Below are 23,370 nucleotides of genomic sequence, written 5' to 3'. Positions count from 1 at the left end.
GCACTATACAACAGATTTGCCCGGCGTGGCGCGTCGCTCCGGCGCCCGCTGCTCCGGTGCGGCCTGCCAGGCGCGGGCGGCGGCGATCCGGCTGGTCGCACTCGGGTGAGTGGCGAACAGTAGCTCAAGCGCCCTCGGCGGGTCGACATCGGAGACGTTCGCCACGGCCAGTCTGCGCTGCATCGCCACGAACTGCTCCACGTCCCCGGTCAGTTCGAGCGCGTGCCGGTCCGCCTTGGCCTCGATCCGGCGGCTCACCGTGCACTGTAGCGGCCCCGACAGCGCGCCCAGCAGCGCCGCGAGCGCCGCCAGCAGCGGCAGCGCCCGCGGGTCCGCCGCGTCCGTCGCCCCGGCGGCGTCCAGCAGCGGCCGCCAAGCGGCGAGCAGGCCGAGGACGACCACCGCGACGGCCGCGCCGACCGCGCCCAGCGCGGTGCCCACCGGCACGTCCCGGTGCTTGACGTGCCCCAGCTCGTGCGCGACCACCAGTTCCACCTCGCGCGGCTCGGCGGTGGTCAGCAGCGTGTCGTACGCGACGATCCGGCGGGTCGCCCCGAACCCGGAGACGTACGCGTTGAGTGCGGTGGTGCGGCGGGAGGCGTCCGCCACCAGGACGTCCCGCACCCGGACGCCGTCCCGCTCGGCCAGCGCCAGCAGCGCGGCGCGCAGCTCCCCCGGAGGCATCGGGGAGAAGCGGTTGAACACCGGCTCGATCAGCAGCGGGTGGAGGAAGGAGAGCGCGGCCGTCAGCAGCGCCGCCACGCCCGCCGCCGGCAGCCACCAGCGCTGCGGTGACCAGGCGGTCAGCGCGAACAGCCCGAGCGCGAGCGGGAGGACGAGGACGAGGGTGAGCGCGAGGCCGCGCACGGCGTCGAGGGCCCAGCCGGCCCAGCCCTGGGTCACCAGCCCGTACCGGGTCCGGACGGTCCTCGCCCCGGCGCCGAACGGCAGTTGCAGCGCCTGGCCGAGCAGCACCAGGGCCGCCGCTCCGGCCAGCACGCCGGCCGTCCGGGAGCCGCCGAACCAGCCGCCGGTGGTGGTCACCAGGGCCGCGCCGGCCGGGGTGAGGCCGAGCAGCAGGGTCAGCGCCAGGCCCGCCAGCCGCCCGCCGAGTGCCCACGGCAACTGGGCGCGGCGCAGCGCGCGGCCCCGGGCGCGCTCGCCGACGGTGAAGTCCGGGGCCCGGGTCTCGGTGGGCGGGGCCTCAGTGGGCGGGGTGCCGACGGGTGGGGTGTTGGCGGGTGGGTTGGCGGCCGGGGTGGTGTCCATGGCGGGGTGCGGCTCTTCCGGTCGGATCGCAGGAGGAACGGTTCAGCGGTACGGCGGTGGCGCGGTGCGGTGGTCCAGCGGTTCAGCGGTTCAGCGCCGTGATGGTACGGCGGTTCGCTGCTGCTCCGGCGGTGCCAGCATGGCGCACCCGACCGGTCGGCGCGCACTCCACCGCCCGGCACCCACCTGAGGACGGGTGCTCACTCCTCGGTGGGCCCGGTGGCGCCGTGAACGCCTGCGCGCAGCAGCTGGTGGCCGAGGTCCACCAGGGCGCGGCCGACCGCGAACTCGTCGCCGACCTCCGGGGCCGGGACGTCGCGCGGGTTGCGGCGGGAGCGGGCGTCGCTGTGCAGCACGTTGCCGTCGGCGTCCAGTACGGCGTGGACCCGGGTGGTGTCCTCGTCCTCGACCACGTGCAGGCTGAGCTGCCAGTCCTTGGTGCGCACGCGGCCGGGCGCCCCCTGTTCGGCACCGCCGGCCACGGCCATGCCCTGCGGTGGGGCGACGGCCGTCCCGTCGGCACGGACGATCACCACCGGGCAGGCCCCGTGCACCGCGCAGCGGGTGGACACCGAGCCGAGCAGCGTCCGGGCGAAGGCGCTCCGGCCGCTGCTGCCCAGCACCAGCAGGTCGGCCCCGCCGGCCGCCTCCAGCAGCACGCCGGCGGCGTGGCCCAGCACCAGGCTCTCCCGGACCTCCACCGGGCGGTCCGGCCCGAGGATCTCGTTGATCTCGGCACTCAGCGTGCGGCCGGCGGCCCGTTCGAACCCGTCGTCCACCATCGGTGCGAACCACCCGTACAGCGAGGGGTACTCCCAGGCCGCCACGGCGTGCACCGTCGCCCCGGTCAGTACGGCCTGGCCGACCGCCCAGCGCAGGGCCGCCTTCGACGGCGCGGAGCCGTCGATCCCGACCACGATCCGGTGCTCCCGAGTGGGGGAGGGCCGGCCACCGTCCGCGGCGGAGGGCCGACCGCCGCCCGTGGGGGAGAGTCGATTGCTGTCCATCACGTCACACCTCCCGGCCTTCGGCGCGGGACCCGCTCCCCGCACACCGCGCCGGTCCCCGTACACCACAATGCCCCCGTACACCACACTGCCCCCGTACACCACGCTGCGCGCCCCGCCCGCCCGCGCGCCAGGGACGCGGTGGCCGGGTCGGGTGGGGCGATTGGGACGAGAGGGACGGGTGGGCCGACGGCGTGGTCCAGGAGTGCACTGTCGACGCCCGGCCCGGGGTCGGCGGAATACTTTGTGGCCGGAATGTTGCGGGCTCGGGTCCGAGTGATGGTGATTCGGTGGCGTAGGCTGACCGCTCTTGCATCATCCTCGGGGGGATCCACTCATGCGCCGTGCCGCGGCCGCCGTCGCGCTGTTCGTCGGAATGACCGCCGTCGCCGCCTGTGGGCCGGACGACCCCGACCCGGCCCCGGCCTCCGCCGCCCCCGCCCCGCCCACCGCGTCCGCACCGGACGGCTCGCCCTCCGGCACGGCCCCGGGCAAGAGCGCCCCGCCCCGACCCGACGGCACCATCACCGTCGCCTTCGCCGGGGACGTCCACTTCGAGGGCCGCACCGAGGCCCGGCTGGCGGTCCAGGCGCCCGAGCAGGCACTCGGCCCGATCTCCCGCACCCTCGCCGACGCCGACCTGTCCGTCCTCAACCTGGAGACCGCGATCACCGGGCGCGGCGCCCCGGAGCCGAAGACGTACACCTTCCGCACCTCGCCCAAGGCCCTGTCGGTGCTCAAGGACTCGGGCGTCGACGTCGTCTCGATGGCCAACAACCACGCCGTGGACTTCGGCGCCGACGGCCTCACCGACACCCTCGCCGCCAAGGACTCCTCGCCGATCCCCGTGGTCGGTGTCGGGCGCAACGCCAAGGAGGCGTACGCCCCGTACGTCACCACCGTGCGCGGGGTGAAGGTCGCCGTGGTCGCCGCCAGCCAGGTCGAGGACATCACCAACCAGAAGTGGCGGGCCGGCGCCAACAAGCCGGGCATCGCCTCGGCGCTGGACGTCCCGGCACTGGTCAAGGCGGTGGAGACGGCCAAGCAGCAGGCCCCGGTGGTGCTCGTCTACCTGCACTGGGGCGACGAGGGCAAGGCCTGCCCGACCGGACCGCAGACCACCATCGCCAAGAAGCTCGCCGCCGCCGGCGCGACCGCCGTGGTCGGCACCCACGCGCACACCATGGTCGGCTCGGGCATGCTCGGCAACACCTACATCGGGTACGGCTTCGGCAACTTCCTCTGGTACGGCACCTCCAACTACGCCAACTCCAACGAGACCGGCGTCACCACCCTCACCCTCACCGCCGACGGCAAGGTGACGGGCGAGGCCTTCACCCCGGCCACCATCGACGACAAGGGCATCCCGGAGCCGGTCACCGGCGCCACCGCCGAGGCCGCCCTCAAGCGCCGCGACGGCCTGCGTGGCTGCACCGGCCTCTCCCCGGCACCCGGTGCCGGGGCCGCTGCCGCTGCCGGGGGCTCGACGGCTCCGCCCGCCACGGCTCCCGCCTCCACGCCTCCCGCAACGGCTCCTTCGGGCCCCGCGAAGGCTTCGACGACCCCCGCCGTCCCGCGCTAGGGTGCCCGCCCTGGGCGGACGCGAGGAGCTGACGACCAGCCGGCTCTCCCTGCTGCGCCCCGTCGAGGGCGACATCGACGCCATCCTCGCCGTCCACCGCGACCCGGCCACCTGCGTCCACAACCCCTCGGACGCGCTCGCCACCCGGGCCGAGGCCGAGGAACGGTACGGCCGCTGGAACGCCGTCTGGGAGCACCACGGCTACGGCTACTGGACCGTCCGAACACACAACTCACCGGCCGTGCTGGGCTTCTGCGGCATCAAGCCGATGGAGCTGGCGGGCCTGCCGATCCTCAACCTCTTCTACCGCTTCGCTCCCGCCGCCTGGGGTCGGGGCCTCGCCACCGAGGCCGCCACCGCCGTCGCCGGCTGGGCGGCCGCCCACGTCCCCGATCTCCCGCTGATCGCCCGCGTCCGGCCGGAGAACCTCGCCTCCCGACGTGTCGCCCTGCGCGCGGGCCTGTGTCGGGCGGAGCACCTGGACGGCGAGGGTCACGACGGCTACGACCTGATCTTCGCGAGCCGCCTGCCGTAGGACACCGAGGCCGCCCGACCCGTCCGGGGTCGGGCGGCCTCGGCGTGTCCGGGAGTAGGTCCGGGCGCGTGTCCGGGGGCGGTTCCGGCGCGGGGCGTCCACCGTGGGGTCTCCGGGGCGAGTTGACGTTCACACAGGCGCTCGGCGCGGGCGAACTGTTGTGTTAGGTTAGGCTTGCCTAATCTTGCTGGTCGGAGGGATGTCCTGTGCAGCAACAGTCCGAATTCGCCGGTGCCGTCGCGATGGTCACCGGGGCCGGGCAGGGCATCGGCGCGGCCGTGGTGCGGGCGCTGGTGGCCGAGGGGGCCGTCGTCGCGGCGGTGGACCGCAACCCCGAAGGGCTCGAGGCCCTGGTGGCCGAGGTGCCGTCCGCGCGCCCGTATGTGCTGGACGTCTCCGCCGCCCGGGCGGTGGACGGGACCGTGGAGTCGATCGAGGGCCAACTCGGGCCGATCGGCACGCTGGTGAACGTCGCAGGCATCCTGCGCACCGCCCCGGTCATCGAACTCGCCGACGGGGACTGGGTGGACACCTTCGCCGTCAACACCACCGGGGTTTTCCACGCGAGCCGCGCGGTCGGCCGGCGGATGGCGGCCCGCGGGCGCGGGGCTATCGTGACCGTCGGGTCCAACGCCGCCGGGGTGCCGCGGGCCGGGATGGCCGCCTACGCGGCGTCCAAGGCGGCGGCCACCATGTTCACCCGCTGCCTGGGGCTGGAACTCGCCCGCTCAGGGGTGCGGTGCAACGTGGTGTCGCCGGGCTCGACCGACACCGAGATGCAGCGCGCGCTGTGGGGCGAGGACGCCGAGGCGGCCGAACGCCGGGTCATCGACGGCGACTTGGGAGCCTGGCGGGTCGGCATTCCGCTCGGGCGGATCGCCGCGCCCGCCGACATCGCCGACGCGGTGGTGTTCCTCGCCTCCGACCGGGCGCGGCACATCACCATGCACGACCTGTACGTCGACGGCGGCGCGACCCTGCGCGCCTGAGTCCGTGCGACTGACGCTGCGCGCCTGAGCCTGCGCGCCTGAGCGGCACGCCGCCGGCCCTCCTCCTGCCTTCCGAAGAACCGTCCCAGACTGGAGAATCCGCCGTGACCACGGTGCACCACGCCCCTGCCGGGCCGATACCCGCCGGGCTCGACGCCCCGGCGACCGCCCTCGCCGCGGGCCCGGACCACGCCGTCATCGGCGCGGCCAGCGGACTGCTCGGCCAGTACCGGGCCGGCTCCGACGAGGCGTTCTTCGCCTCGCCGACCCGCACCCTGCTCGGCTCCGGCGTGCACGCCCGGGTTCCGCAGGACGGGCGGCCGCTGCCGGTGAGGGTCACCGAGACGCTGGCCGAGGCGGGTCGGGCCGGGGTCGAACGGCCGCTGGTGGTCGGCGCGGTGGCGTTCGACCGGGACAGCCGGGTCGAACTCGCCGTCCCCGCCCGGGTCCGTACCGCCGGGGCGCTGTGCGACGACCCGCTGATCGACCTGCCCGCGCCGCCGGCCGAGCGGATCGACTGGCGGATCCACCCGGTGCCCGCGCCGGAGGCGTACGGCGCGGGCGTCGCGGCGGCCGTCGAGCGGCTGCGCGGCGGGGAGTTGAGCAAGGTGGTGCTGGCCCGCACGCTGGAGCTGAGCGCCGCCGAGCCGCTCGACCTGCCCGCCGTCCTGCAACGGCTGGCCCGGCGCGACCCCGGCGGTTACACCTTCGCCGTCCCGTCCGGCGGCGGCCGCACCCTGATCGGCGCCAGCCCTGAACTCCTGCTCTCCCGGCGGGGAACGGCCGTGCTGGCCAACCCGCTGGCCGGCTCGGTGCCGCGCGGCGAGGACCTCGGCGAGGACGTCCGGCGCGCCGCCGCGCTGCTGGAGTCGCCCAAGGACCTGCACGAGCACGCCGTCGTGGTGGACGCCATCCGCGAGGCGCTGGCGCCGTACTGTCGCACCCTGGAGGTGCCCGAACGGCCCACCCTGGTACGGACGGCGGCGATGTGGCACCTGGCCACCACCATCCGAGGCGAGCTGGCCGACCCCGCGGTCTCCGCCCTGGAGCTGGCCTGCGCGCTGCACCCCACCCCGGCGGTCTGCGGCACGCCGACGGACGTGGCACGCCGGGTGATCGGCGAGGTCGAGCCCTTCGACCGCGGCCTCTACACCGGCATGGTCGGCTGGGAGGACGCGACCGGTGACGGCGAGTGGGTGGTTACCATCCGCTGCGCCGAGGCGGAGGAGCGGACGCTGCGGGTGTACGCCGGCGCCGGCGTGGTCGAGCAGTCCCGGCCGGAGGCCGAACTCGCCGAGACCAGCGCCAAGTTCCGCACCTTCCTGGACGCCGCGGGGGTGGCCCGGTGACGCCGCTGGACGGGTTCACCCCGTACCCCGCCGAGTTCGCCGAGCGCTACCGGGCCGCCGGGCACTGGCGCGGCGAGACCTTCGGCCGGATGCTGCGTGAGCGCGCCGCCGCGCACGGTGAGCGGACCGCCGTCGTCGACCCGGGCGGCCACGCGGTGGCGGCGACGGAGCGACGCTGGACGTACGCCGAACTCGACCGCCGGGCCGACCGGATGGCCGCCGGACTGCGCGCCCGGGGCATCGGTTCCGGCGACCGCGTGGTGGTCCAACTGCCCAACGTCGCCGAGTTCTTCGAGGTCGTCTTCGCGCTGTTCCGGATCGGCGCGCTGCCGGTCTTCGCGCTGCCCGCCCACCGGTACGCCGAGATCGGGTACTTCTGCTCCTTCGCCGAGGCGGCCGCGTACGTGGTGCCGGCCGTCGATGGCGGCTTCGACTACCGCGAACTCGCCGGCCGGGTACGGGCGGAGAACCCCGCGCTGCGGCTGGTGCTGGTGGCCGGCGATGACCCGGGGGAGCACGTTCGGCTCGTGGACGTGCCCTGCGACCCGCCCGGCCCGGAGGCCCGCGACGGGGAGGCCTGCGGCCCGACGGCCTGTGACCCGACGATCTCCGGCGGGGAGCCCGAACCCGGGGACGTCGCGTTCCTCCAGCTCTCCGGCGGCAGTACCGGCGTGCCGAAGCTGATCCCGCGCACCCACGACGACTACATCTACTCGCTGCGCGGCTCGGTCGAGCTGTGCGGGCAGGACCAGGACAGCGTGTACCTGTGCGTGCTGCCCGCCGCCCACAACTTCCCGCTCAGCTCGCCGGGTTCGCTCGGCACGCTGTACGCCGGCGGCCGGGTGGTGCTCTGCCCGCAGCCCGGACCGGAGACGGCCTTCCCGCTGATCGAGCGCGAGGGCGTGACCATCACCGGGCTGGTGCCGCCGCTCGCGCTGCTCTGGCTGGACGCCGCCGAGCGCGGCGCCACCGGGTACGAGAGCCTGGAGGTGCTGCTGGTCGGTGGCGCCAAGTTCAGCGAGGAGGCGGCCCGGCGGGTGCGGCCGGTGCTGGGCTGCACGCTCCAGCAGGTGTTCGGGATGGCCGAGGGACTGGTCAACTACACCCGGCTGGACGACTCGGAGGAGCTGATCACCACCACCCAGGGCCGGCCGATCTCGCCCGACGACGAGGTCAGGGTGGTCGACGACCAGGACCGCGACCTGCCCGACGGCGTCACCGGCCACCTGCTCACGCGCGGCCCGTACACCATCCGCGGCTACTGGAACGCGCCCGGGCACAATGCCGTCTCCTTCACCTCGGACGGCTTCTACCGCACCGGGGACCTGGTCCGGCGCACCCCGACCGGCCACCTGGTGGTCGAGGGGCGGGCCAAGGACCAGATCAACCGGGGCGGCGAGAAGGTCGCCGCCGAGGAGATCGAGAACCACCTGCTCGCGCACCCCGCGGTGCACGACGCCGCGGTGGTGTCGATGCCCGACCCGTACCTGGGCGAGCGCACCTGCGCATACGTGGTGCTGCACGCCGAGCACCGTGAACAGCCACCGAGGAGCGTGGAGTTGAAGCGGTTCGTGCGCGAGCGCGGGCTCGCCGAGTTCAAGGTGCCGGACCGGGTCGAGTTCGTCGAGGCCTTCCCGGCCACCGGGATCGGGAAGGTCAGCAAGAAGGACCTGCGCGCCGCGATCGCGGCCTCGGTGACCGGCCGCTGACCACCCGCCGGCCGCCCGCTGTCTCCCTCCCCACACGCCATCCCGCCTTCCGTCCAGTTAAGGAACACCACCGTGGGCCTGCCACGCATTCCCTCCTATCCCATGCCCGCCGCCGAGGAACTGCCCGCCAACCGGGTCGCCTGGACCGTGGACCCGGCGCGCGCCGTCCTGCTGGTGCACGACCTGCAGAACCACTTCCTGGACGCCTTCGCCGCGGAGGCCGCTCCGGTGCCCGAACTCCTCGGCAACGTCGCGTCGTTGGCCGAGGCGGCGCGCGCCGCCGGCGTCCCCGTCGTGTACTCGGCGCAGCTCGGCGGGCAGAGCCCGGCCGAGCGCGGGCTGCAGCAGGACTTCTGGGGCCCGGGCATCCCGGACGACCCGCGGGCCACCGCGATCGCCGGGGCCGTCGCCGCGGCACCTGGCGACACCGTGCTCACCAAGTGGAAGTACAGCGCCTTCGTGCGCACCGAGTTGGAGCAGCTGCTGCGCGAGCAGGGGCGGGACCAGCTGGTGATCACCGGCGTGTACGCGCACATCGGGGTGCAGGCCACCGCCTGCGACGCCTGGATGCGGGACGTCCAGGCCTTCGTGGTGGCCGACGCCGTCGCCGACTTCGGCCCGGCGGAGCACCGCGGCGCGCTGACCTGGGTGGCCGGGCGCTGCGGGATGGTCACCACGGCGGGGGCCGTGCTCGGGGCGCTGGGGTCGGCCGCGGGGTCGGCCGCGGGGTCGGTGGCGGAGCCGGCCACGGAGTCGGCCGCCTCGAACACCGAGGGTGAGTACGGGACTTCGGAGCTCGAAGGGGTGGGCGGAAAGTGACAGGCATGGGCTTCACGGTGGAGCGGATCCGGGCCGAGGTCGCCGACCTGCTTGGCGAGGACCCGGCGGAGATCCCGCTGGACGAGAACCTGGTCGACTGGGGGCTGGACTCCATCCGGCTGATGACGCTCGCCGCGCGCTGGCAGCAGGAAGGCGCCGACGTGGCGTTCGTCCGGCTCGCGGAACGCCCGGCGATCGAGGCCTGGGTCGAGCTGCTGGGCGCGGCGTGATGGCGGCGGGGGTGGACGAGGCGGTCCGGGACGTGGTCCGGGACGTGGCCCGTGGGGCCGTGGTCCGTGGAGCCGTGCCGCCCACGGTGTCCGAGCTGCCTCCGCTGCCCCGCCGTACGGTGAGGTACCCGGCGACCACCGTGGTGGGGCCGGTCGAGGCGCAGGCGGCCCGGACGCCGGATGCGCCGGCGCTGGTGCTCGCGGACGGGGAGACCGTCAGCTACCGGGAGTTGAACGCCTCGGCCAACCGGCTGGCGCGCGCCCTGGCCGCCCGCGGGGCCCGCCCGGGCGCGGTGGTCGGCCTGGCGGGGTTCTCCCGCCCGGCGGAGCTGCTCACGGCGCTGCTGGCGGTGGCGAAGTCGGGCGCGGCGTACCTGCCGCTGGACCCGACGGACGCGCCCGGGCGGCGGGAACGGCTGCTCGCGGAGAACGTGCCGGTCTGTGTGCTGGGGGAGGGGGTCGCGGGGGCGGTGACCGGGCTGGAGACGGACCACGAGCTGCCCACCGACCCGCCCCGGGCGCTGACCCCGCAGCACCTGCTCTGCGTTGGTTACGGTTTGGGCGGGCGCCCGACCGCCGTCCGGCTCACCCATGCCGAGGCGGACCGCCGGGTGCGGGACCTCCAGGCGGCCCACCCGCTCGGGCCGGGCGACCGGGTGCTGCAGTTGGGCCTGCCGCTCTGGGAGTACCTGTGGCCGCTGCGGACGGGCGCCGCCGTGGTGCTCGTCGACCCGGGGCAGGAGGGCGAGGTCGGGGCGCTGGTGCGGGAGCTGGGGGTCACGGCGGTGCGGGTGGCGCCGGGAGCGCTGCTGGGCGGGTGAGGACGGGTGACGACTTTCAGCGAACAGATTTCAGCGAACAGATTTCGTCATCTGTTCGCTGAAAGTCGTCGGCTGTCACCCGTCTGTCAGCGCGGCTCGACCGCCGCCGCCCGCACTGCCAGGTCCGCCGCCGTCCATGCCATCCCCACCGCGCCGTCCAGCACCGCCCGCTCCGCCTCCGCACCCAGCGCCGCCTCGGCGAACGCCGCCTCGTGCGGGGCGCAGGCGCCGCCGGTGATGTCCAGCACCGGATGGATCGACGGCACCGCGTGCGACACGTTCCCCATGTCCGTGCAGGCGAACGGCCCGCTCTCGACCGGCTCCGGCCGGCCGAGCGCCGCCGCGTTGGCCCGCCACAGCGCCAGCAGCCGGGGGTCGGAGCGCATGTCCAGGTAGTCCGGCTCGGGCCGGGTCAGCTCCACCTCGCAGCCGGCGGCGAGCGCCCCGGCCCGGAAGCAGTCCTCGACCCGGGAGCGCAGTTCGGCGAGGTCCTCGGCCGCCGAGGCGCGGATCTCGTACTCGGCGCTCGCGCTGTCCGGGATCAGGTTCGGCGCCGTCCCGGCCGCCGTGGTGATGCCGTGCACCCGCCACTGCGGCGGGAGTTGCTGGCGCAGCAGCCCGATCGCGACCTGGGCGACGGTGAGCGCGTCGGCGGCGTTGCGTCCCCGATGGGGGTCGAGGCTCGGGTGGGCGGCGCGCCCGGTGTAGCGGACGGACAGCGTGCCGAGCGCGAAGGACCGGAAGTCGGCGACCTCGACGGGGCACGGGTGGACCATCATGGCCGCGTCCACGCCGTCGAACGCCCCGGCCTCCAGCAGCAGCGCCTTTCCGGCTCCGCGTTCCTCGGCCGGTGCGCCGATCACCCGGACGGTGAGCCCGAGTCGGTCCGCGAACGGTGCGAGCCCGAGTGCCGCGCCGAGGCCGGCGGCGGCGATCAGGTTGTGCCCGCAGGCGTGGCCGAGGTCGGGCAGCGCGTCGTACTCGCAGACCAGCGCGACGGTGACCGGCCCGCAGCCGAGGCGTGCGTCGAACGCGGTGGCCAGGCCGTGGGCGGGCGCGGTGACCGAGTAGCCGTGCGCGCGCAGCAGTTCGGAGCACCATGCGGCCGCCAGGTGCTCCTCGAAGGCGGTCTCGGGGTGGGAGTGGATGCGGCGGCTGAGCGCGAGCAGTTCGGACCGGTGGGCGTGGACGCGGTCGCGCACGGCCTGCTTGGCCTCGGCGAGAAGGCCGGTCGAGAGGTCAGTCGAGGGTGCGGTCGGCGGCTCGGTCGGGGGCATGGGTGGCGTCTCCGGGTTGTCAGGGGCCCGGCCCTGCGGGGCCGTTGACCAGATCATATGAAGTTAGATTAGGCTAACCTAAGTAAGGCGTTCCGGATCCCCGAGGAGCTCTCCACCCCATGCCTGCCGTCGAAACCCAGATCGCCGACCGCCAGACCGCCGACGTCCCGCTGCTCGCCGCCCAGTCGGCCATCTGGTACGCCCAGGCCCTCGACCCCGGGAGCCCGGTCTACAACACCGGCGACGCCGTCGAGATCACCGGCCCGCTCGACGAGGACCGGTTCGAACAGGCGCTGCGGCAGGCGGTGGAGGAGGCGCAGGCGCTGAGCGCCGTCGTCGTGACCGGTCCGGACGGCACGCCCCGCCAGCGGCTGCGTCCCGGCCGACGCTGGCCGCTGCACCGCCTCGACCTGCGGGCGGCCGCCGACCCGGCCGCCGAGGCCGAGACCTGGATGCGCGCCGACCTCGCCCGACCGGCCGACCTCGCCGAGGGCCCGCTGTTCACCCACGCGCTCATCCGGCTCGCCGAGGGCCGTCGGCTCTGGTACCGCCGCATCCACCACCTCGCCGTCGACGCCTACGCGTTGACTCTCCTCGGTGAGCGGGTCGCCGCTCTCTACGCGGCCTGCACCACCGGAGTCGAACCCGCTCCGAACCCCTTCGCCGGACTCGCCGAGACCGCCGCCGAGGAGGCCGCCTACCGGGAGAGCGCGGAGTACGAGGCCGACCGCGCCCACTGGTCCGCCCGGATGGCCGACGCCGACACCCCGGCCACCCTCCCCGGCACCCCCGAAGCCGCCACCGACAACACCAGCGCCGACAACGCCCCCGCCGAAACGATCCGCCTCACCGCCGACCTGCCCCCCGGCACCCGCGAGCGCCTGGAGCGCGCCGCCGACGCTGTCCGTGCCACCTGGGCCGAGCTGCTCCTCGCCGCCACCGCCGGCTACCTGCACCGCCTGACCGGCACCCAGGACGTCGTCCTCGGCCTGCCGCTCGCCAACCGCCGCGGCCCGGCCGCCCTGCGCACCCCCGTCGCCACCGCCAACGTGCTCCCGCTGCGCCTCGCCGTCCGCCCCGCCGACAGCGCCGAGGCCCTGCTGCGCGCCGTGGTCCGAGAGCTGCGCGCCGTCCGCCGCCACCAGCGCTACCCGCTGGAGGAACTGCGCCGCGACCTCGGCCGCACCGGCGACCGTCGCGCCCTGTTCGGCCCGATGGTCAACATCAAGGCCTTCGAGAGCGACCTCGACCTGGCGGGCCTGCCCGGCACCGTCCGCAATCTCGCCGCGGGCCCGGTCGACGATCTCGCCGTGAACGTCTCACCCGGCCCGGACGGCGCGCTGCGCCTGGTCATCGACGCCGACTCGGTCCGCTACGGCGCCGCCTCCCTCGCCACTCACCGCGACGGCCTGCTGCGCTACCTCGACGCCCTCGCCGATCTCCTGCTCACCGACCCGCGGACGCCGATCGCCCGGATCGACCTGCTCGACCCGGACGACCTGCGCCGCGCCACCGAAGGCCGTACCGAGCCCCCCGTCAAGCGGACCGTGCCCGAGCTGTTCGCCGCCCAGGCCGCCCGCACCCCGGGCGCCGTCGCCGTCCGTTGCGGCTCAACGGCCCTGACGTACAAGCAACTCGACCGCGCCGCCGACCGCCTCGCGCACCGCCTGACGGCCCTCGGAGTCCGGGCCGGCGCACCGGTCGCGATCGCCCTGCCGCGTGGTACCGACACCCTGGTCGCGATGCTCGCCGTCCTCAAGGCGGGCGGCGCCTGCGTCTCCCTCGACCTCGCCCACCCGGCGCAGCGCCTGGCCGCCGTACTGGCCGACGCCCGCCCGGTCTGCGCCATCGGCACCGCCGCGGCCCTCGCCGGGCTCGACCTGCCCGCCGACCTCCCCACCGTCCAGCCGGGGGAGACGGGCCCCGAGCCCGCCGAAGCCCCGCCCGCACCCCGACTCCACGACCCCGCCTACGTGTTGCACACCTCGGGATCCACCGGCCGCCCCAAGGGCGTGGTGGTCACCCACGCCTCGCTGGCCAACCTGCACGCCGGTCTCGGCGAGGACCACATCGCCCCCGCCGTGCGCCGCACCGGCCGCGACCGGCTGCGCGTCGCCCACAGCGCCTCGTTCGCCTTCGACGCCTCCTGGGATCCGGTGCTCTGGATGGTCCACGGCCACGAGCTCCACCTGCTGGACGACGCCACCTACCGCGACCCGGCCGCGCTCGCCGCCCACCTCGACCGCGAGCGCATCGACTACCTCGACCTCACCCCCTCCTACCTCGAAGTCCTGCTCGCCGAAGGCATCCTGGACGAGGGCCGGCACCGCCCGTCCGTCCTCGTGGTCGGCGGCGAGGCCACCCCGCCCGCCCTCTGGCAGCGCCTGGCCGCCGTCCCCGGCCTGCACCCGGTCGACCTCTACGGCCCGACCGAGACCACCGTCGACGCCTACGCCTGGACCCCGGGTCCGGACGGCACCCCGCGCGGCCGGGTGGTGCGCGGCTCCCGCGCCTACGTCCTGGACGGCTCGCTGCGCCCCGCGCCCGACGGCGTCACCGGCGAGCTGTACGTGGCGGGCGCCTGCCTGGCCCGCGGCTACCTCGGCCGCCCCGACCTCACCGCCGAACGTTTCCTCGCCGACCCGTTCGGCCCGCCCGGCGGCCGGATGTACCGCACCGGCGACCTCGCCCGCCGCCGCCCCGACAGCTCCCTGGAGTTCTTCGGCCGGGCCGACGACCAGGTGAAGATCCGCGGCTTCCGGATCGAGCCCGGCGAGATCGCCGCCGTCCTCGCCGAACTGCCCGGCGTCGCCCAGGCCGTGGTGATCGCCCGCCCCGGTCCGCAGGGCAAGCGCCTGCTCGGCTACGCCGTCCCGGAGAGCGGCAGCACGCCCGACCCGGACGGGCTACGCGCCGCGCTCGCCGCCCGGCTGCCCGCGCACATGGTCCCGGCGGCCGTCCTGCTGCTGGACGAACTGCCGCGCACCGCCCACGACAAGCTCGACCACCGTGCCCTGCCCGAGCCGGCCGCCGTCACCGAGGGCGCCGCTGCGGGCACGCCCCAGGAGGAGCTGGTCTGCGGGCTGTTCGCCGATGTCCTCGGCCTGCCGCAGGCGCCCGGCCGGGACGCCTCCTTCTTCGACCTCGGCGGCCACTCGCTGCTCGCCGGGCGCCTGGCCGCCCGACTGCGCGACACCTTCGCCACCCCGGTCGGGTTCGCCGACGTGTTCCGGCAGCCGACCCCGGCCGGCCTCGCCGCGCTGCTCGTGGAGGCGTCCGGCGGGGGCGCGGAGGCCGAGCGCGGACCCGGCCCCGTTCCGGTGCCGCGCACCGAGCGGATGCCGCTCTCGCCCGCCCAGCGCGGCCTCTGGTTCCTGCACCGCCTCGAAGGCCCCAGCCCGACCTACAACATCCCGCTGGCGCTCACCCTCACCGGCCCGCTCGACCGGCACGCCCTCACCCTCGCCCTCGGCGACCTCGTCACCCGGCACGAAGTCCTGCGCACCGTCTACGGGGAGGAGCCGGACGGCACGCCGTACCAGCGCATCCTGGCACCCTCGCCGGTCGAACTGCACGACGGAACGGGCGAGTTGGACGGGGTCGTCCGGTACGCCTTCGACCTGTCCGCCGAACCTCCGCTGCGCGCCACGCTGTTCGCCGGGCCCCCCGCACCGGCCGGACCCACCCCGTCCGCCGGCGGCCCGCAGCGGAACACCCTGCTCCTGCTGCTGCACCACATCGCCGGCGACGGCGCCTCCACCACCCCGCTGCTGCGCGACCTGGCCGCCGCCTACACCGCCAGGGCCGCCGGGCGCGAACCCGGACTCCCCGCGCTCACCGTCCAGTTCGCCGACCACGCGGTCTGGCAGCGCGAGCGGCTCGGCACCGCCGACGCGCCCAGCCCGCTCGCCGTCCGGCAGGCGGAGCACTGGCGCGCCGCGCTCGCCGGGCTGCCCGACCAGCTGGAGCTGCCCCTCGACCGCCCCCGCCCGGCCGTCGCGGGCCACCAGGGCGCCACCGTGCCCTTCGTGCTCGGCGCCGAGGCGCACACCGCCCTGGCCGGGCTCGCCAGGGCCGCTGACAGCACCGTCTTCATGGCCGTCCAGGCCGGGCTCGCGGCCCTGCTCACCCGGCACGGCGCAGGGACCGACATCCCGGTCGGCACCCCGGTGGCCGGCCGCGAGGACGAGGAGCGCGCCGCCCTGGTCGGCTACTTCGTCAACTCGGTGGTGCTGCGCACCGACACGTCCGGCGACCCCACCTTCCGCGAGCTGCTGGCCCGGGTCCGCGCCGCCGTGCTCGACGCGCACGAGCACGCCGACCTGCCCTTCGACCGACTGGTCGAGGATCTCAACCCGGCCCGCTCGCTTGCCCGCCACCCGCTGTTCCAGGTGATGCTCGCCTGGCAGAGCCGCCCGGACGAGCGAATCGCCCTGGGCGGCGGCCTCACCGCCGAGATCGCCGCCATCCCCAGCGGCACCGCCAAGTTCGACCTCACCCTCAACGCCGGCGAACTGCCCGGCGGCGGCATCGGCGGCTTCCTGGAGTACCGCACCGACCTCTTCGACACCGCCACCGTGGCCGCCCTCGGCGAGCGCCTGACCAGACTGCTCACCGCCGCCGCGAGCGCCCCCGACACCCCGATCGGCCGGCTGCCGCTGATCAGCGAGCAGGAGCGGCAGTGCGCCCTGGTCGAGTGGAACGGCACCCCCGTCGCCTCGACGAGTCCGAGCGTGACCCTGCCCGAACTGTTCGAGGCGGCAGCGGCCGCCAACCCGCGGGCCATCGCGGTCAGTTACCGGCACGAGCAACTCGACTACACCGAACTCGGCGCCCGCGCCGACCGGTTGGCCCGGCTGCTGGCCGCCGAGGGCATCGGCCCCGGCACCATCGTCGCGCTCGCCCTGCCGCGCTCGCTCGAACTCGTCGTCGCCCTGCTGGCGGTGGCCAAGTCCGGCGCCGCGTACCTGCCGCTCGATCCCGACTACCCGGCCGACCGGCTCGCCTACATGCTGGCCGACGCCGCCCCCGCCGCGCTGCTCACCGACCGCGCCACCGCACCCCGGCTGCCCGCCCACCAGGTGCGCCGACTCCTGGTCGACGGACCGGAGTCCGAGCAGTACCCGGCCGTCCCGCTGGCCCAGCACGAGCGCACCCGCCCGCTGCGCGCCGAGGACACCGGGTACGTCATCTACACCTCCGGCTCCACCGGCCGCCCCAAGGGTGTGCCCGTCACCCACCACAACGTGGTCCGGCTGTTCGGCGCCACCGACCACTGGTTCGGCTTCGGCACCGAGGACGTGTGGACGCTGTTCCACTCCTACGCCTTCGACTTCTCGGTCTGGGAGCTGTGGGGCGCTCTGCTGCACGGCGGCCGGCTGGTCGTCGTCCCGCACCTCGTCAGCCGTGACCCGGCGGCCTTCCTGGAGCTGCTCGCCCGCGAACGGGTCACCGTGCTCAACCAGACGCCGTCCGCCTTCTATCAGCTCAGCGCCGCCGACCGGGACCGCCCCGGAAGCGAACTCGCCCTGCGCTACGTGGTGTTCGGCGGCGAGGCGCTCGAACTCGCCCGGCTGGACGACTGGTACGACCGGCACGCCGAGGACGCGCCCACGCTGGTCAACATGTACGGCATCACCGAGACCACCGTGCACGTCTCGTACGTCGCCCTCGACCGGGCGAGCGCCGCCGCCGGAAGCAGCAGCACCATCGGCGTCAACATCCCCGACCTGCGGGTCTACGTCCTCGACCAGCACCTCCAGCCCGTCCCGCCCGGCGTCACTGGCGAGATGTACGTGGCCGGGGCGGGCCTGGCCCGAGGCTACCTGGGGCGCCCCGAACTGACCGCCACCCGCTTCGTCGCCGACCCGTACGCCGAGCTGTTCGGCGAGCGCGGCACCCGGATGTACCGCTCCGGGGACCTCGCCCGCCGTCGCGCGGACGGCGTGCTGGAGTACTTCGGCCGCGCCGACCAGCAGGTCAAGCTGCGTGGCTTCCGGATCGAACTCGGTGAGATCGAGGCCGTGTTGGCCGCCCACCCGGCCGTCGCCGACGCCGCGGTGGTGGTCCGGGAGGACGTGCCGGGGGACAAGCGGCTGATCGGCTACGCGGTGGCCGCCGGTGCCGCCCCGGACGGACCGCCGCACACCGGCGCGCCGGACGAGCTGCGCGCCCACGCCGCCGCCGCACTGCCCGCCCACATGGTGCCCTCCGCCGTCGTCCTGCTCGACCGCCTCCCGCTGACCGCCAACGGCAAGCTCGACCGCCGTGCCCTGCCCGCCCCCGAGGCCCCCGCCGCGGGCACCGGCCGCCCGCCGCGCACCCCGCGCGAGCAGCAGCTGTGCGAACTGTTCGCCGAGGTCCTGGGACTGGCGTCGGTCGGCGTCGAGGACGACTTCTTCGCGCTCGGCGGGCACTCGCTGCTGGTCGTCCGGCTCGCCGGGCGGATCCGCGAGGTGCTCGGGCTGGAGGTCGGCATCGGCGCCCTGTTCCAGGCGTCCACCGTGGCCGCCCTGGACGCCGCCCTCGCGGCGGGCACGCCGGACACCGACGCCCTGGACGTGCTGCTCCCGCTGCGGCCCGCCGCCCCCGGCCGGCAGCGCCCGCTGTTCGCCGTCCACCCGGCCGGCGGCCTCAGCTGGTGCTACACCGGCCTGATCCGCAACCTGCCCGGCGAGGTGCCGATCTACGGCCTCCAGGCCCAGGGTGTCGGCGCGGCCACCGCCACCCGGCCGCTGCCCGTCACCCTGGAGGAGCTGGCCGCGCACTACGCCGACCGGCTGCGCGAGGTCCAGCCCGAGGGTCCGTACCGGCTGCTCGGCTGGTCCACCGGCGGGATCATCGCGCACGCACTGGCCGTACGGCTGCAAGAGCTCGGCCAGGACGTCGAGTTGCTGGCGATCCTGGACGCCTACCCCGCCGAGGGCTTCCGCGAACTGCCCGTCCCCGACCAGGCCGAGGCTCTGGAGGCGCTGCTCACCATGGGCGGCTTCGGGCCGGAGGACCTGGACGGCCGCCCGCTCGAACTCGGCGCCGTCACTGAGCTGTTGCGCCGCGAGGGCAGCCCGCTCGCCGGGCTGGACGAGGCGACCGTGGCCGCGCTGAACCGGATCTACCTCAACACCAACCACCTGGTGCGCGGTTACGACCACCGCCGCTTCGACGGCGACGTGCTGTTCTTCCGCGCCACCGTCGACACCATCGACGACACCCTGGTGCCCGAGCTCTGGAAGCCGTACGTGTCCGGCCGGATCGCCAACACCGATGTCGCCTGCTCCCACAAGGACATGACCCTGCCCGCCCCGATCGCGCACATCGCGAGCGTGATCGCCGACCACCTCGCCGCCGACCGTCCCGCCGCTGACCACCTCGCCGCCGGCCGTCCCGCCGCCGACCCGCGCAAGACCCACGATGGAGAAGACCACCGATGAGTGACGCCCCCGCCAACCCCTTCGACGCCGACGGCGAGTTCCTCGCGCTCGTCAACCCCGAGGGACAGCACTCCCTGTGGCCCGCCTTCGCCGCTGTCCCGGCCGGCTGGGACATCGCCCACGGCCCGTGCGAGCGAGCGGCCGCCCTGGAGTGGATCACCGTCAACTGGACCTCCCTGTGACCCCTCCGGCGGTCCAGGCCCCGGCGCGCCCCCTGCTCGCGGGGCGCGCCGCGGTGGTGGTCGTCTACACGGCCGCGATGTGCATGAACGGCCTGGACTCGACCATCGTCAACCCGGCGCTGTTCAGCATCGCCGAGGACTTCGGACGGCCGGTCTCGGCGGCCAACGCCGTGGAGACCGCCTTCCTGGTCGGCCTCGCCCTCGGCCTGCCGGTGGCCGGCTGGCTGGGCGACCGGTACGGCGTCAAGCGGATCTTCCTCGGCTCCCTCGCCGCCTTCACCCTCGCCTCCGCGCTCTGCGCGGCGGCCCCCGGCCTGGGCGCGCTGTCGGCCGCCCGGGCCGTCCAGGGCGTGGCCGGCGGGCTGCTCACCCCGGTCGGGATGACCCTGCTGTTCCGGGCCTTCGCCCCGCACGAGCGGGCCGGCCTGGGCCGCATCCTGATCGTCCCGACCGCGCTGATGCCCGCCCTCGGGCCGCCGCTCGGCGGCTTCCTCACCGAACACCTGTCCTGGCACTGGCTGTTCCTGGTCAACGTGCCGATCGGGGTGGCCGCGGTGCTCATCGGGCTGGTCGGCCTGCGTAGCGAGGAGGAACCGCCGGCCGGCCGCTTCGACACCACCGGCTTCCTGCTCGCCACCCCCGGCCTCGGCCTGCTGACCTACGCCCTCGGCTTCGGCCCGGCGCACGGCTGGACCTCCCCGGGTGTGGCCCTCGGCGGGCTGCTCGGACTGGCCCTGCTCGGCGCCGCCGTACGGCACCAACTGCGCACCGCCGAACCGCTGGTGGACATTCGTCTGCTGGCCGATCGGACGTTCGGCGCGGCGAGCTGGCTCGCCCTGCTGACCTCGGCCGGGCTGATGGGCGCACTGTTCGTGCTGCCGCTGCTCTACCAGGTGGCGCGCGGCGCCTCGGCCCTGGAGGCCGGGCTGAGCGTCTTCCCGGAGGCGATCGGCCTGATGGCCGCCTCGCAGGTGGTGGACCGCCTGCTGCCCCGCCTCGGCCCGCGCCGCCTCGCGCTGCCCGGGCTGCTGCTGGCGGCGGCGGTGCTGGTCGCCCTCGGCTTCGCGGAGAACCCCTGGGCCGTCAGGGCGTTGATGTTCGGCGTCGGCCTGATCCTGGGCACAGCGGTGCTCACCGTCCAGATCGCCGGCTTCGCCGACGTCCCGCCGCCCGCGATGGGCCGGGCGATGGGCCTGTTCACCATCCTGCGCACCCTCGGCGGCGCGCTCGGCATCGCGGCCACCGCCGCCCTGCTCGGCGCGCTCGGCGACGCCACGGGCGCCGGCCCCTACCGCCTCGCCCTCCTGCTCACCGCCGCCCTGGTCGCCGCCGGCGCCCTGTTGGCCGCCAGGCTCCCGGCCGAGGCCCCGGGCCCGCCGCCGGAGGACTGAGCGCTCAGCCGGTGGTCCGCCCGGACGCGCGCCGCGGCCGGGCGGACAGCCACCACACCGCGCCCAGCAGCAGTGCCCCCGGGGCGATCCCGGCGACCGCGCCGACGACGGCCGTCGGGGCGCCTCCGAGGGCCAGCACCAGTCCGCCGACCCAGCACAGCGCCATCGCGGCGCCGAGGACGCGCAGCGCGGGCCGCCGCAGGAGGGCGGCGAGATCGAAGGTGCGGCCCGGCGTCTCCTCCCGGCCGCCCCAGCGCTGCCCGACCCCGATGACTCCGAGGAACGCGGCCACCGAGAGCACCCGCACCGGCACCTCGAAGGCCAGCGGCAGGGCTCCCGCGCCGGCTTGGAGGAGTACCAGCCCGACACCGGCTCCGACGGACCGGGAGGTTCGTTCAGTCGACATGGGGGCAAGTCTGGGGCCTGGTCTGATCGTTCGACAAGCCGTTTCGAGCAGTCGCGGGAACGGTGATCTCTCCGCGCCCGAGGCCGGTTCCGTCCGCCACCCCCGGCCTCACCTACCTGCCCGAGGACGTTCATCAGGCAGGACCTGACCTGGCTGGTGCCCTACCGGGACTGAGCGGCCTCGGGGCCCTCGTCCTGGGCGAAGCCGATGAAGTCGGTCCAGGCCTCTGCTGTGAAGGCGAGTCGGGGGCCGGCCTTGTCCTTGGAGTCCCGGACGTGGACGGTGCCCGGGGCAAGGGCGACCTCGACGCAGGCGCCGCCCTCGGTGTTGCTATAGCTGGACTTGAACCAGGTCAACGCATCGTTCATAGCTCCTCCGACATGCGGGAGGCTCAGCTGACCGGCCAGAGGATCAGGTCGTCCAGTGGGTACCGGCGCGGCCGGTCGCCGAGTTCGGCGACGGCGGCCCGGAGGCGGTGCAGGTGGGCGGGGGTGAGCTGGAGCGGGGGCTCCTCGGGCTGGTAGGTGGTGCGGATCGGGTAGTCGACGCCCGGCTCGCGGGTCATCTCGATGTGGCAGCCGAGCACGTGCGTCACCGGGTGGGTCTCGGCGAAGGCGACCAGCCGCTCGACGGTCCGCCCGAAGGCGGGCCAGTCGTTGATGTAGATCCGCCCCGGGTAGACGGTGTCGCCGGTGAGCAGGAAGCCGGTCCACGGGTCGTAGTAGGTGACCGACGCCTGATGGTGTCCCGGGGTGGCCAGGCACTTCAGCACCCGCCCGCCGCCGAGGTCGACCAGGGCCACCGCCTCCTCGTCCCGGTCGAAGCCGAAGTACGGCCAGGCCGTGGCGAGTTCCCCGCCGATCAGGGTGGTTGTCGGTCGGTCGGTGAACTGGCCGTCGCCCGCGATGTGGTCGCCGTGCGGGTGGGTGTGCAGGACCAGCAGAGGATAGTCGCCACCGGGTCGGGGGTTGCGGGCGAGCCATTTCTCCACCAGCTCGTCGACCGTGGCACGCAGCGGGAAGTAGGCGGCCTCGGCCGTCGCTCCGGTGTCGATCAGCACCGCCCGTTCCGTCCCGAACAGCAGGAACAGGAAGGGCGCTTCGTAGTTGACGGCCTTGTTCTGCCGCAGGATGACGGTGTGCTCGTCGTACTCGTAGACCTGGATGTCCGGGTCCGTGTTGTGCTTCGCGGACGGAGAGCCGTGGATCCACCGCACGTCCAGCGGACGGGCGATCGGAGTACCGGCAGCGGACATGAGGTCTCCAGAGAGTGTCGTCTTGGCAGGCCGGGGCCGACACCGCCGCACCGTCCCCGGGACGCTAACACGGCCGGGGGCGGCCTCAGCCGGCCTTGGGAGAAGTGCTCCCGGCGAACGCGACGAAGTCGGCCCACACCTCGGGAGCGAAGGCGAGTTGGGGGCCGGCCTTGTCCTTGGAGTCCCGGACGTGGACGGTGCCCGGGGTGAGGGCGACCTCGACGCAGGCGCCGCCCTCGCTCCCGCTGTGGCTGGACTTGAACCAGACCAACTCACGACTCACTGATCCTCCACCAGCGTGTTGATGAACTCGGCCGACTTCTCCGGAGTGAGAGCCTGCCGGAGGATCCTTTCATGACGTTGGCTCAGCAGCTGCACCTTGTCGGCGTCCGCGTGCAGCCGCCCGCCCGTCTGTCCCTCTTCATAGGCGATCCGCTGGTGTTCGGGCAAGTCCAGGAGGATGAGCGGTCCTTCCAGACCGGGGTGGAAACCCTTCGAGGGAACGATCTGGATGACGACGTTGCGTTGCTTGCCGATGGTGAGGAGGTGTCGCAGCTGCTCCGCGTGGGCTTCTTCCGTGCTGAGGCGACGATGTAGGACGGCTTCTTCGATCACGAAGTTGAACGCCTTGGTCTGGATGTTCAGCAACCGCTGACGTTCAAGGCGAGCAGCCACCCGCGCTGCGACGGTCTCGTCGTCCAGTGGAGGCCAACAGCCATCGATGATGGTCCTGGCCGTCTCCTCTGTCTGAAGCAGGCCGGGAAAGAGCTGGTTCTCGTACCAGCTTATGGCCACCGCCTCTTCCTCGTTCCGAATGTACTCCTCGGCAAATTGTGGATACTTCTCCGGTTTCAGGAACTGCGTTCCCGCCACCAGAATCCCTTTCGCGTCGCACAGGTCGTCCGCCACCTGCAGCATGTGCTGCGACGGCTTTCGCCGTCCCGCCTCCATCGATCTCAGGCTCTCGATGGTGTACCCGGCCTCCTCCGCCAGGGTCTCCCGGCTGACGCCGGCGCGGGTCCGCCACAGCTTGATCTGGTTGCCGCAGTACCGCCACGACATCGGCGGCGGCATGGTGGGCAAGGACGCTTTCATCGCAGACCCCCAAGGTCATCCGGT

Annotated in this window: 19 protein-coding genes; 11 read left to right on the top strand and 8 right to left on the bottom strand. The window is 74.5% G+C overall.

The window, feature by feature from the left end; genetic code table 11:
* Positions 1 to 3 precede the first annotated feature (3 nt).
* Together ACGF13_RS11715 and ACGF13_RS11710 are read right to left on the bottom strand one after the other, a co-directional pair.
* Complete coding sequence (locus ACGF13_RS11715) at positions 4 to 1,269, bottom strand: M48 family metalloprotease (protein WP_392872233.1); 1,266 nt, start codon at positions 1,267 to 1,269, stop codon at positions 4 to 6.
* A 200-nt stretch (positions 1,270 to 1,469) separates the two neighbouring features.
* Positions 1,470 to 2,276 carry a universal stress protein gene (locus ACGF13_RS11710; RefSeq protein ID WP_392872231.1) on the bottom strand — a complete coding sequence of 269 codons (807 nt, stop codon included), beginning with the start codon at positions 2,274 to 2,276 and terminating at the stop codon, positions 1,470 to 1,472.
* Positions 2,277 to 2,613: 337 nt separating this feature from the next.
* Here ACGF13_RS11710 and ACGF13_RS11705 point away from each other — a divergent pair, with 337 nt between their 5' ends.
* The 8 genes from ACGF13_RS11705 to ACGF13_RS11670 all read left to right on the top strand — a co-directional run bounded on the left by ACGF13_RS11705 (position 2,614) and on the right by ACGF13_RS11670 (position 10,310).
* Complete coding sequence (locus tag ACGF13_RS11705) at positions 2,614 to 3,858, top strand: CapA family protein (protein WP_392872228.1); 1,245 nt, start codon at positions 2,614 to 2,616, stop codon at positions 3,856 to 3,858.
* A gap of 1 nt (position 3,859) precedes the next feature.
* A complete protein-coding gene (locus tag ACGF13_RS11700) occupies positions 3,860 to 4,393 on the top strand; it encodes a GNAT family N-acetyltransferase (RefSeq protein ID WP_392872225.1) in 534 nt (177 codons plus the stop codon).
* A 206-nt stretch (positions 4,394 to 4,599) separates the two neighbouring features.
* Positions 4,600 to 5,382, top strand: a complete 783-nt coding sequence (locus tag ACGF13_RS11695) for a 2,3-dihydro-2,3-dihydroxybenzoate dehydrogenase (protein ID WP_392872222.1) — start codon at positions 4,600 to 4,602, stop codon at positions 5,380 to 5,382.
* Between the two features lie 137 nt (positions 5,383 to 5,519).
* Complete coding sequence (dhbC, locus tag ACGF13_RS11690; RefSeq protein WP_392872780.1) at positions 5,520 to 6,731, top strand: isochorismate synthase DhbC; 1,212 nt, start codon at positions 5,520 to 5,522, stop codon at positions 6,729 to 6,731.
* The gene (locus ACGF13_RS11685; protein ID WP_392872219.1) at positions 6,728 to 8,440 is read left to right on the top strand and encodes a (2,3-dihydroxybenzoyl)adenylate synthase; all 1,713 of its coding nucleotides are present in this window, start codon (positions 6,728 to 6,730) and stop codon (positions 8,438 to 8,440) included. The genes dhbC and ACGF13_RS11685 overlap by 4 nt, the downstream gene beginning before the upstream one ends.
* 72 nt (positions 8,441 to 8,512) lie before the next feature.
* Complete coding sequence (locus ACGF13_RS11680; protein ID WP_392872217.1) at positions 8,513 to 9,259, top strand: isochorismatase family protein; 747 nt, start codon at positions 8,513 to 8,515, stop codon at positions 9,257 to 9,259.
* A 5-nt stretch (positions 9,260 to 9,264) separates the two neighbouring features.
* On the top strand, positions 9,265 to 9,489 hold the full coding sequence (locus ACGF13_RS11675) for a phosphopantetheine-binding protein (protein WP_392872214.1): 225 nt from the start codon (positions 9,265 to 9,267) through the stop codon (positions 9,487 to 9,489).
* 86 nt (positions 9,490 to 9,575) lie between these two features.
* Positions 9,576 to 10,310 carry an AMP-binding protein gene (locus ACGF13_RS11670; RefSeq protein WP_392872211.1) on the top strand — a complete coding sequence of 245 codons (735 nt, stop codon included), beginning with the start codon at positions 9,576 to 9,578 and terminating at the stop codon, positions 10,308 to 10,310.
* A gap of 86 nt (positions 10,311 to 10,396) precedes the next feature.
* On the opposite strand, the gene ACGF13_RS11665 is transcribed toward ACGF13_RS11670, so the two are convergent.
* On the bottom strand, positions 10,397 to 11,587 hold the full coding sequence (locus ACGF13_RS11665; protein ID WP_392872209.1) for an amidohydrolase: 1,191 nt from the start codon (positions 11,585 to 11,587) through the stop codon (positions 10,397 to 10,399).
* A 119-nt stretch (positions 11,588 to 11,706) separates the two neighbouring features.
* Here ACGF13_RS11665 and ACGF13_RS11660 point away from each other — a divergent pair, with 119 nt between their 5' ends.
* The 3 genes from ACGF13_RS11660 to ACGF13_RS11650 are packed head-to-tail and all read left to right on the top strand — an operon-like array spanning position 11,707 to position 20,590.
* Positions 11,707 to 19,017 (top strand): amino acid adenylation domain-containing protein, encoded by a 7,311-nt coding sequence (locus ACGF13_RS11660; RefSeq protein ID WP_392872206.1) that lies wholly within the window; start codon positions 11,707 to 11,709, stop codon positions 19,015 to 19,017.
* The gene (locus tag ACGF13_RS11655) at positions 19,014 to 19,199 is read left to right on the top strand and encodes an MbtH family protein (protein WP_392872203.1); all 186 of its coding nucleotides are present in this window, start codon (positions 19,014 to 19,016) and stop codon (positions 19,197 to 19,199) included. The genes ACGF13_RS11660 and ACGF13_RS11655 overlap by 4 nt, the downstream gene beginning before the upstream one ends.
* Positions 19,196 to 20,590 (top strand): DHA2 family efflux MFS transporter permease subunit, encoded by a 1,395-nt coding sequence (locus ACGF13_RS11650; RefSeq protein WP_392872200.1) that lies wholly within the window; start codon positions 19,196 to 19,198, stop codon positions 20,588 to 20,590. Before ACGF13_RS11655 ends, ACGF13_RS11650 begins: the two co-directional genes overlap by 4 nt.
* A gap of 4 nt (positions 20,591 to 20,594) precedes the next feature.
* On the opposite strand, the gene ACGF13_RS11645 is transcribed toward ACGF13_RS11650, so the two are convergent.
* From ACGF13_RS11645 to ACGF13_RS11625, 5 genes are all read right to left on the bottom strand, one after another.
* Positions 20,595 to 20,996 (bottom strand): hypothetical protein, encoded by a 402-nt coding sequence (locus ACGF13_RS11645; RefSeq protein ID WP_392872197.1) that lies wholly within the window; start codon positions 20,994 to 20,996, stop codon positions 20,595 to 20,597.
* Between the two features lie 161 nt (positions 20,997 to 21,157).
* Entirely contained in the window at positions 21,158 to 21,364 is a 207-nt protein-coding gene (locus tag ACGF13_RS11640) for a DUF397 domain-containing protein (RefSeq protein WP_392872194.1), read from the bottom strand.
* Between the two features lie 23 nt (positions 21,365 to 21,387).
* Complete coding sequence (locus tag ACGF13_RS11635) at positions 21,388 to 22,251, bottom strand: MBL fold metallo-hydrolase (protein ID WP_392872191.1); 864 nt, start codon at positions 22,249 to 22,251, stop codon at positions 21,388 to 21,390.
* An 85-nt stretch (positions 22,252 to 22,336) separates the two neighbouring features.
* Positions 22,337 to 22,534: a DUF397 domain-containing protein gene (locus ACGF13_RS11630; protein WP_392872188.1), complete on the bottom strand. Its 198-nt coding sequence runs from the start codon at positions 22,532 to 22,534 to the stop codon at positions 22,337 to 22,339.
* Positions 22,531 to 23,325, bottom strand: a complete 795-nt coding sequence (locus tag ACGF13_RS11625) for a Scr1 family TA system antitoxin-like transcriptional regulator (RefSeq protein WP_392872778.1) — start codon at positions 23,323 to 23,325, stop codon at positions 22,531 to 22,533. The genes ACGF13_RS11630 and ACGF13_RS11625 overlap by 4 nt, the downstream gene beginning before the upstream one ends.
* Positions 23,326 to 23,370: the final 45 nt, after the last annotated feature.

This window comes from Kitasatospora sp. NPDC048286 (assembly GCF_043201735.1).
Classification (GTDB): domain Bacteria; phylum Actinomycetota; class Actinomycetes; order Streptomycetales; family Streptomycetaceae; genus Kitasatospora.
This window is presented reverse-complemented; position numbering and strand designations above follow the sequence as displayed.

Coding starts and splice junctions, on each gene's coding strand:
- ACGF13_RS11715 (WP_392872233.1), bottom strand. CDS start 1,269: ATGGACACCACCCCGGCCGCCAACCCACCCGCCAACACCCCACCCGTC.
- ACGF13_RS11710 (WP_392872231.1), bottom strand. CDS start 2,276: ATGGACAGCAATCGACTCTCCCCCACGGGCGGCGGTCGGCCCTCCGCC.
- ACGF13_RS11705 (WP_392872228.1), top strand. CDS start 2,614: ATGCGCCGTGCCGCGGCCGCCGTCGCGCTGTTCGTCGGAATGACCGCC.
- ACGF13_RS11675 (WP_392872214.1), top strand. CDS start 9,265: ATGGGCTTCACGGTGGAGCGGATCCGGGCCGAGGTCGCCGACCTGCTT.
- ACGF13_RS11665 (WP_392872209.1), bottom strand. CDS start 11,587: ATGCCCCCGACCGAGCCGCCGACCGCACCCTCGACTGACCTCTCGACC.
- ACGF13_RS11660 (WP_392872206.1), top strand. CDS start 11,707: ATGCCTGCCGTCGAAACCCAGATCGCCGACCGCCAGACCGCCGACGTC.
- ACGF13_RS11655 (WP_392872203.1), top strand. CDS start 19,014: ATGAGTGACGCCCCCGCCAACCCCTTCGACGCCGACGGCGAGTTCCTC.
- ACGF13_RS11645 (WP_392872197.1), bottom strand. CDS start 20,996: ATGTCGACTGAACGAACCTCCCGGTCCGTCGGAGCCGGTGTCGGGCTG.
- ACGF13_RS11640 (WP_392872194.1), bottom strand. CDS start 21,364: ATGAACGATGCGTTGACCTGGTTCAAGTCCAGCTATAGCAACACCGAG.
- ACGF13_RS11635 (WP_392872191.1), bottom strand. CDS start 22,251: ATGTCCGCTGCCGGTACTCCGATCGCCCGTCCGCTGGACGTGCGGTGG.
- ACGF13_RS11625 (WP_392872778.1), bottom strand. CDS start 23,325: ATGCCGCCGCCGATGTCGTGGCGGTACTGCGGCAACCAGATCAAGCTG.